Consider the following 16,012-nt stretch of genomic DNA (forward strand, 5'->3'; position numbering starts at 1 on the left):
GGGTCCGCGTCGTCGCCTTTTCCCTTAATCCAAGGAGATTCACCCTGATGCGGAACCCCACCCACCGACTTTGCCGTGCAGCGCTCTCCGGCGCTGTCCTCCTCGCTCTCACCACCGGAGCCGTCGCCCCCGCCACCGCGGAAACTCCGGCCGATACGCCGGCCACCGCACAGGCTGTCGAGGTCGCGAAGAAGTCGGGCACAGGCTCATCCGACCTCGGTTCCGTCGCCAAGAACAGCTTCTCCTCGCAGCTTGGTGCTGACGATCTCCAGAAGTGGTATAACGGCTCTCCCGGTTGGGCGCGGGTGCTGCTCTCCATCGTCACCGTCGCCCTTGCTCTCGATGCGCTGGGCATCCTGATTGGCCCGCTGCGTTCCATGCTGTTCAACATTCTCCCGAGGTAGTCACCCCGCGAACCCTGTCTTGGCCCCGATCCAACGTTGCACCGTTGGCTCGGGGCCGCACTCGTTCCCGGGACCATCGTGGCCGGGCCGGGCCGGGTAATGTTCGGTCAAACGCTTGACTAGATAAAAAACATATCTAGTCTGGACGGTGACAGTTCATTCGACGAGCAACAAGGAGAACCCGCGCACATGTGCAATGGTCTGATCACCGCCCAATCCGACTGGGTGACCGAATACCGCTTCCATCTCGCTGTGAGCGGCAGGCTCGACGGCGAAGCGCTCTCCAGGGAGACCGACACCATGCGCGACGCCATGATCCGTGCCGCCGTCGATCCCGACGATGAGGAGTGGTCGACACCACGCGAGGCGGCGCGGGAGACCGTCGCCACCTACCCCTACGCGCCCGAAACCGCGGCACTGACGTTCCGGAACCTGCTGTCGGGCGTGCTCATGCAGGCCGGATTCACGGTCCTCATCGCCTCGTTCTGGCTGTTCACCACTGGATGGACCTTCACACTCAGCACCAGGATGATTGTGTTCGCCCTCGGATTCACCGTCAGCCTCACGGCGCTTCACCTCGCACTCCTCAGCCATGGCAGCGGACGGTCCATCGGCTTTTGGGGTGGTGCTGTCGGAACCGTCGTTGGAATCCTCACGACCGGCGTGACGGCGGTCGTGACAGATCCAGCACCGATTATCGATCTGCCGTCCGTTTTCGTTCCGGCCATCGGTCTCGGACTCGTCGCTCTGAGCTGGTGGATCACCCCGGACGACGGCATCGTCCCCGACCACCAGCGGGACACCTGTGACGATCCCGGACAGTGGGTGTCTCGGTACGGCACATTGCTGCGTAGTAACTACGGGTACAGCCCCTCCCGCGCAGAGCAGGAGGCCCGCCAGCTCGCTGACCACTCGCTGTCTCGGGGAGTCACCCCGCAGGAGGAGTTCGGATCCCCGACCATCGCCGCGGCCCGTACCGGAGGAGAGGATAGATCACTGCGGAGCCGCAGCCGGTGGCGGCTTCTCCAGTACGCGTTCATGACCCTGGTGGCCGTCAGCGTGATGCGGAGCGGAGAGACGTTCCCTATCGTGATGGGAGTGATTCTCTTCGCCGGCATCGCCCTGACGATCCCGAAACTCTGGGTGGACGCGGGTCTGCCCACGCTCCGGGGAGGAGACGATGGGTGACCGTTCCGACCGGGAATTCGCCGCCTGGCAGCGTGTGACGCTGCCCCTGCTGCTGCTCGGTGAGATGGAGGTCGCGCCCGGGCACGGCTACGGACTGGCCGAGCGACTCGTGGAACGGGGACTGAACCCGGTCAAGGGTGCGGCCCTCTATCCGGTCCTCAACCGGCTCGAGGACGACGGCCTGGCCACGTCAACGTGGGAGCCCGGTGAGAGCGGCCCCGGCAGGAAGGTCTACCATCTTTCCCCCGCCGGGGCCGAGCAGCTGGCGCAGTCCCGCAGGCGGTTCACCGAGTTCGCGGCGATCGTGGGCGGCTACGGACAGCTCACCGCACCCTAGAGCTCCATCGCGGCGTTGAAGGCCGCCTCCGCGGTGTGCACCACGGTGATCCGCCCGCCGCCTGGCAGGTGTGGGCGGCGCAGCATCACCACGTGGATCCCCAGTTCGCGTGCTGCGTCGAGCTTCGGTCGCGTGTGCTCGCCACCGGAGTTCTTGGTGACGACACAGTCGATCTGATTGTCCCGCATGAGTTTCTTCTCACCTGCGACGGTGAACGGTCCGCGGTCGAGGAGCACCCGGTGCCGGGCGGGAAGCGGGGTATCAGGTTCGTCCACGCAGCGGATGACGTAGAGGTTGAGATCGTCGTGGGCGAAGGATGCCAGCTGCTGCCGGCCGATGGTGAGCAGGATGTGGTGGTAATCGCGCTCCGTGATCCGCGCGGCCTCCTCCATCGTGTCGACCATCCGCCACTTGTCCCGTGCGACCGGCTCCCATGCGGGTCGGTGCAGCGCGATCAGGGGAACACCGGTGGCCCGGGTGGCCTCCGCCGCGGAGATCGATATCCGTTCGGCGAAGGGATGGGTGGCATCGACGACGACCTCCACACCCTGGTCGATCAGCCAGCGGGCGAGGCCTGCAGGCCCACCGAACCCCCCGATGCGGACCTCCCCCACCGGCAGCCGTGGGCTGGCCACCCGGCCCGCGAGTGAGCTGGTCACGAGCCATCCACGGGCGGACATCAGAGCGGCCAGTTCCCGCCCCTCCGAGGTTCCGCCGAGAATCAGTGCACGCACGGTATCGTCCGTCCTTCCGCGTCACGTGGCCGGTCATCGGAGTAGAGGTAGCTGTCGGGGAAACCCTCCGCCCCGAGTACCTCACCGACGACGATCACGGCGGTCCGGCTGATCCCGGCCTCCTTCACCGCCCCGGCGATGTCACCCAGCCGACCACGCACGATCTGCTCCTCCGGGCGGCTGGCATAGGCGACGACGGCGACGGGGCAGTCCGCCCCGTAGCTCGGGGTGAGTTCGTCGACGACGCGGTCGATGTCGTGTGCCGCGAGATGGATGCACAACGTGGCGTGCGACGCACCCAGGGTGGCGAGGTCCTCGCCCTCGGGCATCGCGGAGGCACGTCCGCTGACTCGGGTGAGGATCACGGTCTGGCCGACCGTGGGGACCGTGAGTTCGTGTCCGAGTGCCGCCGCCGCGGCCGCGAAGGACGGGACCCCCGGGACGATCTCGTAGTCGATACCGGCGGCGGTCAGGCGGCGGGCCTGCTCGGCGAGAGCCGAGTACACCGACGGATCCCCGGAGTGGAGCCGGGCGACGTCGAGACCGCTTGCGTCGGCCCGCCGGATCACGGACATGATCTCGTCCAGCGGCATCCGGGCGGTGTTGATCACCTCGGAGCCATCGGGGCAGTGCTCGAGGACCTCCTCGGGAACGATGCTGCCCGCGTACAGGCAGACCCCGCACGAACGGATCAGGCGGTCCGCCCGGAGGGTGAGGAGATCGGCGGCACCGGGGCCGGCGCCGATGAAGTAGACGGTCATGGTGTGTGGTTCTCCCCTTGCTCAGTTGATTCGGGAACCTGCTTCGTGGCTCTCCATTGCGTCACGGGCAGCGCGGGGCGCAGGGCGGTGAACCCCCCGATCGACGTCTCCGAGTCGACCTGGATGCGGGTGATCCGGCCACCGAAACGGGCACGGAGCCGCCAGAGCATCTGCTCCGATTCGACGGTCACGGCGTTGGCCACGAGGCGTCCACCGGGACGCAGCCGTTCCCAGGCGGTTTCGACGAGTCCGGTGGTGGTGAGCCCTCCGCCGACGAATACGACGTCAGGGTCAGTGGTGGCGGCACTGAAGGAAGCCGGCGCGGCACCGAGCACCTCAAGGTGCTCCACGCCGAGGTTCCGGGCATTGTCCGCGATGGTTTCCCTGCGGTGATCGGCCCTTTCGAAGGTGACAGCCGTGGTACCGGGGGTACTGCGCAACCACTCGATGGCCACCGACCCGGCACCACCGCCGATGTCCCAGAGTCGCTCCCCCGGGCGCGGCGCGAGGGCACAGACGGTCCAGGCGCGGACATCCGCCTTCGTGAGCTGCCCCTCATCAGTTTCGTAGGAGTCGTCCGGTAGGCCCGGAAGCAGGCTTCTTCCCCGGGTTCCGGCGGGTACCACGGCGATCACATTCAGTGCGCTCCGCGGAGGTTCCGGGGCGGCTGCGCGGTAGGTCTGGGTGTGGGCGTCCGGTCCCCCGAGGTCGCTCAGGACGTGGACCCGTGCCCCACCGTGCCCCCGAGCGGCGAGCAGTGAGGACACCTCGCCCGGCGTGGTCTCGTCACGGCCGAGGGTGAGGAACCGCCTGCCCTGATCAAGCAGCGGGAGGATGGCGGACACCGGGCGGTTCACCAGACTGACCACAGGGGTGTCGTTCGACGGCCAGCCCAGGTGGGCGCAGGCCAGCGACACCGACGATGCGAGGGGAAGCACCTCGATGTTTCTGGGACCGAAGATCCTGGTCAGTGTCGTGCCGATCCCGTGGAACATCGGGTCACCCGAGCCGAGTACCACGATGCGACGACCGGAGAACTCCTCGAACAGTGGCTCAATCGACGGCAGCAGCGGGGACGGCCACGGTCGGCGTTCCGCGAGAATCTCCCCGTCGATGAGGTTGAGCTGCCGCCAGGAACCGATCACCACATCGGCCGCACGCAACCGATCGAGGGAGGTCGCTGGCAGATCACCCATCCCCGCGGCACTGATCCCGACCACGCTCGCGAGGAACGCTGCCGGGTGCGAGACACCGCTGTCGGTCGCGGCCCGGTCACCGGTGGCGGAGTTGGTCATGTGGCGTCATCCTACCGGGTCGATCAGCGGGGCATCCGGCGCCACACCGGGCGGGGAACGAGCCGCATCACCCGGGCGAGAACCTCCAGTCGGCGCGGGATCCACAGGGTCGTGCAGCGGACTCGCCCCTGTCTCTCCTGAGACCGGATCTCCCCGACGATCGCGTCGGCGACCTCGGACGAGGTGACCGACATCGGAGCCGGTTCCATGCCCTCGGTCATCCGCCCGATGACGAATCCGGGTCGGGCGGTGATAAGCCGGACCGGACCGCCGTGGAGCCGGTCGGCCAGCCCCTGACAGAATGCGTCGAGGCCGGCCTTCGTCGATCCGTACACGTAGTTGGCGCGGCGGGCGCGCCAACCTGCCACCGAGGAAAAGGCGACGATGGTCGCCGGTCGCCCGACGGTCGCCGCCCCCGTGAGCAGATCCGCCAGTACGGTCAACACGGACACCTGGGCGGTGTAGTCCACCGTCGTGATGTGCACGGCATGTGCCTCGTCATGCTCCGCGCGCCGCTGATCACCGAGAACACCGAACGCGATGATCGCGTAGGCCGGCGTACCGGCTAGCCGGATGGCCTGCTCGACCACCGCCCGGTGACGGTCGAGGTCGGTGGCGTTGAACTCGAGCCGGTAGACGGACGTGGCACCGGCGGCGCGCATCCGGCGCGCCACGTCATCCAGAGTGGAGGCGTCGCGCGCGGCGAGTACCACCTCGCGTCCGGCGACGAGACGTGCTGCCAGTTCACCGCCGATGTCGCTGCGGCCACCAAGCAGGAGCACGGATCCGGAACTCACCAGAACAGGCTCCGCGGCCGGTTGTTGAGCGGACGCACACCGTCCTCCGTCACGACGACAATGTCCTCGATCCTGGCACCGACCTTCCCGGTGAAGTAGATGCCCGGCTCGACGGAGAACGCCATGCCCGGTTGGAGAACCGTATCGGAACCCGACGAGATCGATGGGGCCTCGTGTGTGGTGAGCCCGATGCCGTGACCGGTCCGGTGGATGAACTGCTCCCCATATCCGGCGGCGGCGATGGCGTCCCTGGCGACCCGGTCGATCTCCCCGGCGGTGACGCCGGGGCGGACCGCCTTCACCGCAGCGGCCTGGGCTTTCTCGAGGATCCGGTACATGTCGAGGACCCGCTCGGTGATCACCTGCGGATCCGAATCAGCGACGAGATAGGTGCGGGTGCAGTCGGAGCGGTACCCGCTCGGCAGAGCCCCTCCGATGTCGACGACGACGAGTTCGCCGGTCCGTAGCTTCCGGTCGGAGAAGCTGTGGTGCGGATCGGCGCCGTTCGGACCGGAGCCGACGATGACGAAGTCAACGGACACGTGTCCCTCCTCAAGGATCATCGCGGAGATTTCCTCGGCGATCTCCGCCTCCGTCCGGCCGGGTTGGAGAAGCTCCGGAACCCGGGCGTGGACACGGTCGATGGCGGCTCCCGCTGCGGCGAGTTCCTCGATCTCGTGATCGGTCTTCACCATCCGCAGCTCGTCGATGACCGGTCCAGCCAGGACACAGCCGTGGTTGAACTCGGCGAGCCGGCTCTGGATCTCCAGGACGTGATCAGCGGTGAGCGAGGCGCCGAGGCCGACTCCTCGGACCTCCGACGCGCCGTGCGGAGCCTCGGGCAGAACGATGTTCCGGACGATCAGCTCATAGGGCGATTGCCCGTCCTGCCACGGGATCAGCCTGATACCGTTCTCCGCGGTCCGTTCACGGACGGCCTTGCCTGCGTCGACTGCCGGGGCGATGAGGAAGTCGTCACCGTCGGCCTGGATCACGAGCGCGGTGAGGCGCTCGTGGGAGCTGATGTCGAGGCCGGTGAAGAACTCGAGATCGGGGCCGGTTCCGAGAACCATGACCGACATTCCTGCCCCGCGCATGTTCTCCACGATTGCGGTGCAACGGTCGCGATGGATGTTTTCGGTGGATGGGGTCGCACTCGAAGTCATGGGCCCCATCATAGGTACCAGGGCGCAGGCGTACGGGGCGGGGGCCGGTGCCGCTCCGCTACTCAAGCGATGGCACACGTCGAATCATCGGAGTGAACGCCAATGCAAACAGCCCGGTCCCCGGATCCGACGGCCCGGTCGCTGATGCGAGTGTCATCCGGCTGCACCGTGGTGGTCGTGGTGGATACTACTGCTCCGGATTCCTCACGTCTCCGGAGGTGCTGGCCGGGGTAGGTCGGGATGACGCCACCCGGGGCGGCACCCGGCGATCGTGGAGGTCGCGCCGATGGCAGCCCAGTTCCTCCGGAACGTGGATGTCCCCCCGGCGAGCCGAATTTCTGGGTGACGTTGGTGCAGGAGGGTGGCTGACGCCCGGGTCATCGTTGGCACGGGTATCGCTGTACTCCGGTTAGCTTGACCCGCACCTGCTGTTCCGTTGCTGCCGATAGCGACGGTGACGACTCCGGTTCTCACGGACACCGCTGGCTACGGATTCGGCGGCGGGGTCACGGGGCCCGCTCCGCCCCGGAACGGGAGGCTGGTCGCGAAGTGCCGTTTGCCGTGTCGCTGAACCTGCGGATCCCTCCGGCGGGGTACGCGTCCCCACTGAACGGAGTTAGTTCTGCTACGGAGATTCCGGAGGCCCGGTGCTCGTCGACGGCATGGTGGTCGGACTTCAGTCTCCTGGTCGGGTACCGCCACCGCGAACTAGTCAATATCGCGATGGTGGCATTCATCACACCCCACCTGACCGCGGTTCGCTGAGCCACAGAGATCATGTCGGGAGGTGAGCAGTCGGCAGGGTCACGAGCCGAGGGCGACCACTCCACGCCGGATCTCGTTGATAGCGGTGCGCGCGTTGCGCCTCACCTCGTCGGTGTAGCCTGTTTTCGCCACCTGCTCGAGGAGATCGACCACCTGCCTGCACCACCGGACAAAATCGCCCGGGGTGAGTTCCGCCCCTGACTCCGCCGCGGCAGCCATGCAATAGCCCATCGGCGCACCCGCAGTCCACTGGTGAATGGCGAGCGCGAATTCGGCCTCCGGCTCCCGAGTAACCGGGAGATTGTGGCGCTGCTCATCAAAGACCAGCTCTCCGTGGATCCGCATCGTGGCGTTCATTGCGGTCGCCATCCGATCCGTAGCGGCGTCCGGAGCCACCCCGCGAACCTCCCGCCGGTTCTGGAAGGTGCACATGCTAACCACCCCGGCGAGTTCCGCAGGATCAAGATCGTTCCAGATACCCCGACGGAGACACTGCGCAACCAGGAGATCGGACTCGTTGTGGATCTGCGCGAGCCGCTCCCCTTCCTCCGTGATGACTGGTGTGGGCTCCGCATCACCCTCCCCGGTGACGAACTCGAGGTAGTCCATCTCCGCGAGCAGATCGACGATCCGGTCGAAGGTGCGGCCGAGGGTATCCGTCGCAGCCGAGACCCGGGATACGAGCCTGTCGAGATCTCGCTGCTTGCGGACCAACTTCTCCGCGGTCCTGGCGAGTAGTTCCCGGTCTGCCCAGTCGTGGGCCGGATGGGCACGGAGCTCGGCACGCAGTTCCCTGACCTGGTCGGTGTCCCGGATCCGCGTCTCGTGGCGCAGTCGCTTCGGGCGCGGATAGTCCCCACGACGGAATTGCTGCACCACGACGCGGGCGTTTTTCCGGGGTTTGCGTTGCACGTCTTTGCCCAGGGACATGTGACCGACAATCTGCGGCGCGACGGCGAAGGACTCGGCGTTCACCCTCCCCGACCAACCGGTTTCGGTGATGATCCAGGGACGTGGGTTCTTCGAATCTGGTGCGGGGGTGACGACGACCGCGAGCATCGGGCGCTTCTTCGTGGGGAGTGCGATCACGTCTCCGATCTGGAGCTTCCGCAGCGCGACGACTGTCTCGGTGTGCCGGTCCTCGAGATGACGGCGGCGCGCCTTCTTCTCCGTTTTCGACAACTCGGTCCTGATCCGGATGTAGTCCAGGAACTCCGTGACCGGGTCGCCGTATGTCGACGGTGGATTCGCCGTGGTCACGGCCCGCTGCAGCTGATCACGGAGATCCGCCACCTTGCGCTCGGCACGCTCGATCTCTCGGACCTCGTCGACGACGGATCCGTCCGCCTGGAACTGGGCGAAGGACTTCTCCAACAGGCGGTGAGCGGGACCGTAGCCGATGGTGCGGATGAGGTTCACGCTCATGTTGTAGCCGGGCTGGAAGGTGGAGATCAGCGGATAGGTGCGGGTGGATGCCAGTCCGGCCACCGCCCGTGGGTCGATGGCGGGTGCGTACTGCACCACCGCGTTCCCCATCGTGTCGATGCCGCGACGGCCGGCGCGACCCGTGAGCTGCGTGTACTCACCGGGAGTGAGATCGACGTGGGCCTCCCCGTTGTACTTGACTAGTTTTTCGAGGATGACCGACCTGGCGGGCATGTTGATGCCGAGTGCCAGCGTCTCCGTAGCAAAGACCGCACGGACCAGTCCCCGGGTGAACAGTTCCTCCACGATGTGTCGGAATGCCGGCAACATCCCCGCATGGTGTGCCGCGAACCCGCGTGTCAGGGCCGCACGCCACTGGCGAAACCGCAGTACCTCGAGATCGACCTCCGGGATGTCTGACACCCCGGCATCAACGATCCGGCCGATCTCCTTCGCCTCATCCTCGGTGGTCAGTGTCAACCGGGAACCGAGACACTGGTGCAGCGCCCCGTCGCACCCGGCCCGGGAGAAGATGAACGTGATCGCCGGCAACATGTCCCTGCCCTGCAAGACCTGCAGTACTTCGGGGCGTCCCATCGGGCGTGGTACCCCACCTTCCCGGGGTTTTCCGGAGCGGTGACCGCCGCGCCTCCGGTCTCGACGATCCTCCACGTGTCCGGCGCTCCGCGACCGGAAACCGCCGCCCGCCGAATATGTCTGGGAGCCGCGTTCGATCTCCGCGGAGTTCAATCGTTGGACGTGCTTCTCGAGTTCTCGGTTGACCTCGCCACCGGTTCCAGGTTCAAACAGCGGATAGAGTTTCCTGCCGAGCATCATCCACTGGTCGAGCGGAACCGGTCGTTGTTCAGAGACGATAACCTCGATGTCGCCCCGAACTGTCCGTAACCAGGCGCCGAACTCCTCGGAGTTCGAGACCGTGGCTGAAAGCCCGATGATCCGGACGGATTCATCCAGGTTGAGGATCACCTCCTCCCACACCGGTCCCCGGGAGCGGTCGGCAAGAAAGTGGACCTCGTCCATAACGACGTGGCTAAGCCGGTCGAGTGCGGGCGAACCGGCGTAGATCATGTTGCGGAGGACCTCAGTCGTCATGACGACGATCTCCGCGGTGGCATTCACCGAGACGTCCCCGGTGAGCAGCCCCACCGAATCCTCTCCGTGAGCCTCAACGAGATCGTGGAACTTCTGGTTCGACAAAGCCTTGATCGGGGTGGTGTAGAAACACTTGGTGCCTCGGGATAAGGAGAGAGATACCGCGAACTCCCCCACGATCGTTTTTCCAGCGCCGGTAGGGGCACAGACGAGGACACCGTGATCAGCTTCTACAGCGCGGCACCCTTCGAGCTGGAAAGCGTCGAGGGGAAAGTCCAGTCGTGCGGTGAACTCATCGAGATGGGTGGCGGTATCCGTCATGGGTACCACGCTACCCGGGTTCACGCCGCGGCCCCGATGAACGGTGGCCGTCCCAGTCGAGGCGGCGGGGGTCAGAGAACGTCGTCGAAACCGCTACTATCGTGGCTGTCGAATCTTTGTCGCGGTGCCGGTCGCTCCGGGGGTGTATTCAGGGGTCCAGAGGATGCCACCGGACCCGAGCCTCGGACGGGGCCGCTGCTCTGAGGATCCGCACCCGGACTGTACAGAGGGGAGGCCTCGTCGTCGTCCAGGTCAGCCCACTCGGGGCGTTGCCGGTCGCGGCGACGGTCGTTGAAGCGGCAGAACTGGATCGACATCTCCACGAGCAGGGTCAGGGCGATCGCGAGCGAGACCATGCTCATCGGTTCCTGGCCGGGGGTGATGGGGGCCGCGAAGCAGAAAATGAAGAAGATGATGATGCGTCGCTTGTCCTTCAGCTGCTCATAGGTCACCACCCCGATGATGTTGAGCATCCCGATGATCAACGGAACCTCGAAACTGACCCCGAAGATCAGCAGCAGGCCGATGAGGAAACTGAAGTAAAGCTTGCCGTTCAACGCGGTCGTCGAGGACTCGCTGGCGAATGTCAGCAGAAACTCCAATCCGAAGCTGATGACCCAGTACGCGAGGAGCGCACCGAGCACGAAGAGGACGACCGCCACCGTCACGAAGATCGCGGTCGAACGGCGCTCGTTCTTGTGCAGGCCGGGCGTGATGAACAGCCACAGCTGGCTCAGCCACACCGGCGACGCGAAGACGAGACCGGCCAGGCCACCGACCTTGAACCGGAGGCCGAACATCTCGAAGGGGCCGGTCGCGAGCAGTCGACAGCTGCCGTCCGCGGAGAAGTCGGCACGCACCTCGTCAGGGAGCCTGCAGTAGGGCTCGCGGAGGAGATAACCCAGGGTGGGCAGACCGAACACGGAGTGCTCGAACCAGATCACGCCCAGCACCGTTCCCACGGCGAGCGCGATCAGGGAGATGATCAGCCGACGACGGAGCTCCTTGATGTGCTCGACCAGGGTCATCGTTCCGTCGCTGGACCGCGCTGAGTTCCCCTTGCGTCGAGGAATGAGCCGCTTCTTCGGGGTGGGTGTGCTCATGGAGATTAGTGTTCCGCTCCGTGTTCGATGCACCGAAATACGGGTGCATCGGGTCAGGCGGGCGTCGGGATGCCCGCATATTCACTCGGGCTCGTTACTGCTGCCTGGGGTCGTTCGGGTTCGGCTGCTGGTACCCGGGTGGCATCGGCTGCTGGTAACCCTGCGGGGTCTGATATCCCTGCTGCTGCTGATACCCCGGTGCGGGAGTCGGGGGCTGCTGGAGGTTTGCCTGCGGATTGGGGACACCGTATCCCTGCTGCGGGTATTGCGGGGATTGGGGGTTCTGGGTCAGCTCCCGCGGTTCAGGAACCACGTGGCCGGGTTGCTGCCCGGAGGGGGCATTGTCCGCCACCTGATCGTCGTTCTTCATCTCCTTGACCTCGGATTTGAAGATACGCATCGATCGACCGATGGAGCGGGCGGCGTCGGGAAGTTTCTTCCAACCGAACAGCACCAGCACGACGACGGCGATGATGGCCAGTTCAAGGGGTCCTGGGGTCATGGAGAAAGCCTTTCATACGAGCGGGTGAGGAGGGAGCGGGGTGGCTCTCCTTTTCTAGCGATGATACGCCCCGAGCCCATCCCTGGCGCGCTTCGACACTTGAGCGACCAGGTCGGCGGGACTGTCGACGATCACCCGGCCGCCCTGCCCCAGGATGAACCGCACGAACCAGTCTCGGGAGGACACCGGCATGTGTGCGCGGTAGAAGCCGTCGAGCGGAGTCGAATCCGGAGGCAACTCGAAGGGGACGTAATCCGCGAGCCAGACCGCGTCTTCACGGATTCGGACCTCGGCGCGACAGGAGACGGTGGCGAAGGAGAAGGGGTCCTCTGAATCGAAGGCGAGCTCGTCGAGGTGCGGATCCCCCGATTCACCGGTGGATCCGACATCACTCATCCTGTCCAGACGGAACGTGCGGTGTGTACCGGCTGCTGTGTCCCACGCTGAGACGTATGTGTTGCCCTCCTTGGTGAACACGCGGGCCGGCACTGCCCGCCGACGGGACGTCGTATCGGAGGCCGCACTGTAGTACTCGAATTCGAGGATCCCTCCGCCGTCGAGTGCGTCCCGGATGGTCTCGAGGACGGGGGACGTGGATGAATGAAAATCATCGGACACGACCGAGTCGACGACCGCGACCGTACTGTCGGGGACAATGTTACGGAGTTTCTCGGCGGCGCTGACCACCGCCTCTCGGTCGGTCAACCCGCCCACATTCTCCAGTGATTCGAGAGCTAGGAGAAGAGCACCGGCCTCGGTGGGGGTGAGGCGGAGGGGCCGATCCATTCCCTGGTTGTTGGTGACCCGCACGGACGGATAGGAGTGGTCGAGATCGACGAGATCTCCGGGGCCCATTCCCGGGAGACCGCAGCACCACAGTCGGTTGAGGTCGTCCATGATCTGCTGCGGTGGGTAACCGAGTTCGCCCGCTGCCTCCATGATCGACCGTCCCGGGTGCGCGTCGAAATAAGGCAGCAGATTCAGCATCCGAACGAGATCTCCGAGTCGGTCCCCACCCCTGCGTCGGTTGTTGCTTCCGCTCATGTCGGATCCCCGTTCTCTGTGGCGTGTCGTTCGGCGGCCCTGGTCAGCGTCTCGATGACCGCGAGTCGGATATCGTCCGGTTCCATCACAGTGACTTGGGGGGCGTGCGCGGCGGCGATCCGGATAAACCAATCCCGTTCGACGTTTCTCAAAACATGGATGTCATCGCTGAGGTGGTCCGCGGATCTGGTCAATTCTCCCGCCGATCCGGCGGTGGCCCGGAATCGGACGTCGACGAAATCGCGGCCCCTCCCGAGCGAGCGGGCCACCAGATCCTGGAGATCCGAATCACCCGGTTTGGGATGGGATGCGGGTCCCGATTCTCGCACTTCGCTGACCCTGGTTATCCGGAAACTGCGTACCGCATCCCGGTCAGCGTCGTAGCCCACCATGTACAGGCGGTCCCGATGGTTGACCAGCCCCCACGGATCCATCGTGCGGGTCACTACCTCGTCCACGGGTCCGCGCGAATACGAGAACCGGATTCGGCGCCGGTGTCGGCACGCTCCGAGGATGGTATCGAGGGTCTGCGGCCCGAGGTGCGCCGTATCGTTGAGCATGCTGACCACCGGGACGGTACCGAGTTCTCTCGACGCGCCTGCGGCGGCCAGTTTCGTCCACCCCGACCTGGCGAAGGCCGCGAGACGTTGCCCGAGTCCCATGTCACCCGCTAGCGCGAGGACGGTGGCCTCCGCGGGAGTGAAGCTCACCTCCGGCAGCGGGTACTCCTCGGATTGCAACCGGTATCCGGTCTGTCCCGGATCCTCCGGATTTGCGACGATCTCGATCGGTACGCCCGCGGCACGAAGCACGGCGAGATCCCTGGTGAACATCTTTCGTGCGGCGTCCGCGCTGCGGTCGGAGTAACCGGAGACGTTGTCTCGGACCCAGGACGCAGTGAGCAATCTCCGGCCACCGTTCTGCTCTGCATCGAGGAAGGCGAACGTGAGATTGACCAGTCGTTCCAGAGCCTCGTCCTTGGCCGTCATGACGTCGGGCCGTACTCCGCGGCGTGTGCGTCCATGTAGGCGATGAGGTCATCGACGCGCGCATCTTCCGAGGCGAAGGGATCACCGAGTTGTACCACCTGCGGCTCGGGGCGGTTGACCCGGAGCCGCATCCAGTCGACGGTCACCGGTGCACCCACCGCCCGGGCGTGGTCGAGGAATCTGCCCCGCAATGCGGCACGGGTGTCCTGCGGCGGGGTGTCCATGGCGGCGGTGATGGCGTCATCGGTGGTCCACCTCGCGATCATCCCCCGGTCCATCAGGGCGTAATACAGTCCGCGGCCGGGCCGGATGTCGTGGTAGGCGAGATCGATTTGGCCCAGCTTCGGATGTTCGAGTCCCGATCCCAGCCTGTCCTGGTATCGGGTGATCAGCTTCCGTTTGATCACCCAGTCGATCTCGGTGTCCACCGCCGAGAAATCACCCGTGTCCAGTGCGGTTATCATCCGGCGCCAGAGACCGACGATGCGAGTCAGCTCCTCCGGCGGGGTGGATCCGTCAGCAGGCTCCCGAACCCCCAGCCACTTCTCCGCTGCGGAACAGTACCGATCCTGGAGATCGAGGGCGGTGACAGTATCTCCGCCGGCGAGCGGGAGTTCCGTCCTGCCACGGTGGTCGCGGGCGATGTCCCGGATCGCCGCTGCATCATTGGCGAGTTCGATCTCCGGTAGAGGGAACCCGGCTTCGATCATCTCCAGCACGAGGAGAGCAGAACCGATCTTCAATGCGAACGTCGGTTCCGCCATCGATGAGTCGCCGACGATGACGTGGAGTCGGCGGAATCGTTCGGAATCGGCGTGCGGCTCATCGCGGGTGTTGATCATCGGCCGTGAGCGGGTGGTCGCCGAGGACACACCCTCCCAGACGTGATCGGCGCGCTGCGACACACAGAACCCGGTCCCGTACCTTTCACTCGGGCTACCGGGGAATGGGCGGTAGATCTTCCCGGCTCCGGCGATCAATTGCCGGGTGATGAGAAACGGGACTAGCGCCAGCCCGAGTTTCTTCAACGACAACTCCCGCCTCACGAGATAATTCTCGTGACATCCGTAGGAGTTTCCGATGGAGTCGACGTTGTTCTTGAACACGTAGACGCGTGCCCCCGTGCCCAGTTCGCTCTCGACCCGCAGAGCGAGGTCATCGATCACCCGGTCTCCGGAGCGCTCGTGGTTGAGCAACTGTGTGATCGAGCGGCATTCGGCGGTAGCCCATTCCGGATGTGAACCGACATCGAGGTAGAGACGGGCCGCTGATGGGGTGAAGATATTCGAGCTGGAATGCTCCTCCACCACCGGACGGAACATCTGACGAGCAAGTTCATCGGGGATGATCCGGCCGCCGTCAGCTGTCGTGCAGGAGATTCCGTACTCGGTTTCGACGCCCATGATCCGCCTGGACAGGGCTCCCGCTGCCGAATCGATCATGGTGGTTACTGTCCGCCCTTCTGAACGTACGAGCGGACGAATTCCTCGGCATTGGATTCCAGGAGACCATCGATTTCGTCGAGTAGGTCGTCAGTTCCATGCGTGTCTATCTGCGACTGTCCCACTCCCTGATCGGTGGGATCGTCGTCGCCGTGACCACGACCGCCTCCGGCGTGAATGCTCGGATTGTTTCCCATTGTGTTTCCTTCCCTAGGCGTGTGTCAGGTACCGGTTTGTCGGCGGCCTCCGTCTGGAACGGTGAGCCCACGCCGTATTCGTTCCGGGTTCAACTGTAGCGACCACCGGAGTTACCCGTCCCGGGGGCATGTTGAATCGTGTTCACGGACGGCAGACAACCGTGTAGAAAACCGACGACAAGGATGTGTAGCGCCGAGAATGGGTCTCAAGAGTAACTAGATGCTTAATAAAACCTGTGCTAAGCATGGGTTTTGACCCCTGTCTAATGGTGGACAAACTTAGCCTAATCTGTGTTAGATTGTTTGCTTGTAAGTCCCGTCTAACATATCTGAATGGGTGTGGGCGCCCGTCCGGAACACTCTGGACGCATGAAACGTACAGGTGAAAACCCTGTCGCCAGCAAGTACAGGTATGTCGACGAGGGTGGT

Annotated in this window: 15 protein-coding genes; 3 read left to right on the plus strand and 12 right to left on the minus strand. The window is 65.1% G+C overall.

Annotation, left to right across the window (positions count from 1 at the left end; translation table 11 throughout):
* Positions 1–47: 47 nt before the first annotated feature.
* The 3 genes from JDV76_RS05520 to JDV76_RS05530 all read left to right on the plus strand — a co-directional run bounded on the left by JDV76_RS05520 (position 48) and on the right by JDV76_RS05530 (position 1,929).
* The gene (locus JDV76_RS05520) at positions 48–404 is read left to right on the plus strand and encodes a hypothetical protein (RefSeq protein WP_198735884.1); all 357 of its coding nucleotides are present in this window, start codon (positions 48–50) and stop codon (positions 402–404) included.
* Between the two features lie 189 nt (positions 405–593).
* The gene (locus JDV76_RS05525) at positions 594–1,592 is read left to right on the plus strand and encodes a DUF1700 domain-containing protein (protein WP_198735885.1); all 999 of its coding nucleotides are present in this window, start codon (positions 594–596) and stop codon (positions 1,590–1,592) included.
* Positions 1,585–1,929, plus strand: a complete 345-nt coding sequence (locus JDV76_RS05530; protein ID WP_198735886.1) for a PadR family transcriptional regulator — start codon at positions 1,585–1,587, stop codon at positions 1,927–1,929. Before JDV76_RS05525 ends, JDV76_RS05530 begins: the two co-directional genes overlap by 8 nt.
* Here JDV76_RS05530 and JDV76_RS05535 read toward each other — a convergent pair.
* The 12 genes from JDV76_RS05535 to JDV76_RS05590 all read right to left on the minus strand — a co-directional run bounded on the left by JDV76_RS05535 (position 1,926) and on the right by JDV76_RS05590 (position 15,583).
* Positions 1,926–2,663, minus strand: coding sequence for a cobalt-precorrin-6A reductase (locus JDV76_RS05535; RefSeq protein WP_198735887.1), 738 nt, complete (start codon positions 2,661–2,663; stop codon positions 1,926–1,928). The genes JDV76_RS05530 and JDV76_RS05535 overlap by 4 nt on opposite strands.
* Positions 2,651–3,424, minus strand: coding sequence for a precorrin-4 C(11)-methyltransferase (cobM, locus tag JDV76_RS05540; RefSeq protein WP_198735888.1), 774 nt, complete (start codon positions 3,422–3,424; stop codon positions 2,651–2,653). The genes JDV76_RS05535 and cobM overlap by 13 nt, the downstream gene beginning before the upstream one ends.
* Positions 3,421–4,719, minus strand: a complete 1,299-nt coding sequence (gene cbiE, locus JDV76_RS05545; protein ID WP_198735889.1) for a precorrin-6y C5,15-methyltransferase (decarboxylating) subunit CbiE — start codon at positions 4,717–4,719, stop codon at positions 3,421–3,423. Before cbiE ends, cobM begins: the two co-directional genes overlap by 4 nt.
* 23 nt (positions 4,720–4,742) lie before the next feature.
* Positions 4,743–5,516 (minus strand): SDR family oxidoreductase, encoded by a 774-nt coding sequence (locus JDV76_RS05550; protein WP_198735890.1) that lies wholly within the window; start codon positions 5,514–5,516, stop codon positions 4,743–4,745.
* The gene (locus JDV76_RS05555) at positions 5,513–6,682 is read right to left on the minus strand and encodes a M24 family metallopeptidase (protein WP_198735891.1); all 1,170 of its coding nucleotides are present in this window, start codon (positions 6,680–6,682) and stop codon (positions 5,513–5,515) included. The genes JDV76_RS05550 and JDV76_RS05555 overlap by 4 nt, the downstream gene beginning before the upstream one ends.
* Before the next feature lie 804 nt (positions 6,683–7,486).
* A complete protein-coding gene (locus JDV76_RS05560) occupies positions 7,487–10,306 on the minus strand; it encodes a DEAD/DEAH box helicase (RefSeq protein ID WP_198735892.1) in 2,820 nt (939 codons plus the stop codon).
* Positions 10,307–10,377: 71 nt separating this feature from the next.
* Positions 10,378–11,415 carry a twin-arginine translocase subunit TatC gene (tatC, locus tag JDV76_RS05565; RefSeq protein WP_376992949.1) on the minus strand — a complete coding sequence of 346 codons (1,038 nt, stop codon included), beginning with the start codon at positions 11,413–11,415 and terminating at the stop codon, positions 10,378–10,380.
* A gap of 88 nt (positions 11,416–11,503) precedes the next feature.
* Entirely contained in the window at positions 11,504–11,911 is a 408-nt protein-coding gene (gene tatA / locus JDV76_RS05570) for a Sec-independent protein translocase subunit TatA (protein WP_198735893.1), read from the minus strand.
* A 54-nt stretch (positions 11,912–11,965) separates the two neighbouring features.
* Complete coding sequence (locus JDV76_RS05575; protein ID WP_198735894.1) at positions 11,966–12,955, minus strand: helix-turn-helix transcriptional regulator; 990 nt, start codon at positions 12,953–12,955, stop codon at positions 11,966–11,968.
* Positions 12,952–13,944 (minus strand): helix-turn-helix transcriptional regulator, encoded by a 993-nt coding sequence (locus JDV76_RS05580; RefSeq protein ID WP_198735895.1) that lies wholly within the window; start codon positions 13,942–13,944, stop codon positions 12,952–12,954. Before JDV76_RS05580 ends, JDV76_RS05575 begins: the two co-directional genes overlap by 4 nt.
* Entirely contained in the window at positions 13,941–15,386 is a 1,446-nt protein-coding gene (pafA, locus tag JDV76_RS05585) for a Pup--protein ligase (RefSeq protein ID WP_198735896.1), read from the minus strand. Before pafA ends, JDV76_RS05580 begins: the two co-directional genes overlap by 4 nt.
* A gap of 5 nt (positions 15,387–15,391) precedes the next feature.
* A complete protein-coding gene (locus JDV76_RS05590) occupies positions 15,392–15,583 on the minus strand; it encodes a ubiquitin-like protein Pup (RefSeq protein ID WP_198735897.1) in 192 nt (63 codons plus the stop codon).
* Between the last annotated feature and the right edge of the window lie 429 nt (positions 15,584–16,012).

The organism is Corynebacterium marambiense (genome assembly GCF_016342275.1).
In the GTDB taxonomy this organism is placed as follows: Bacteria; Actinomycetota; Actinomycetes; order Mycobacteriales; family Mycobacteriaceae; genus Corynebacterium; species Corynebacterium marambiense.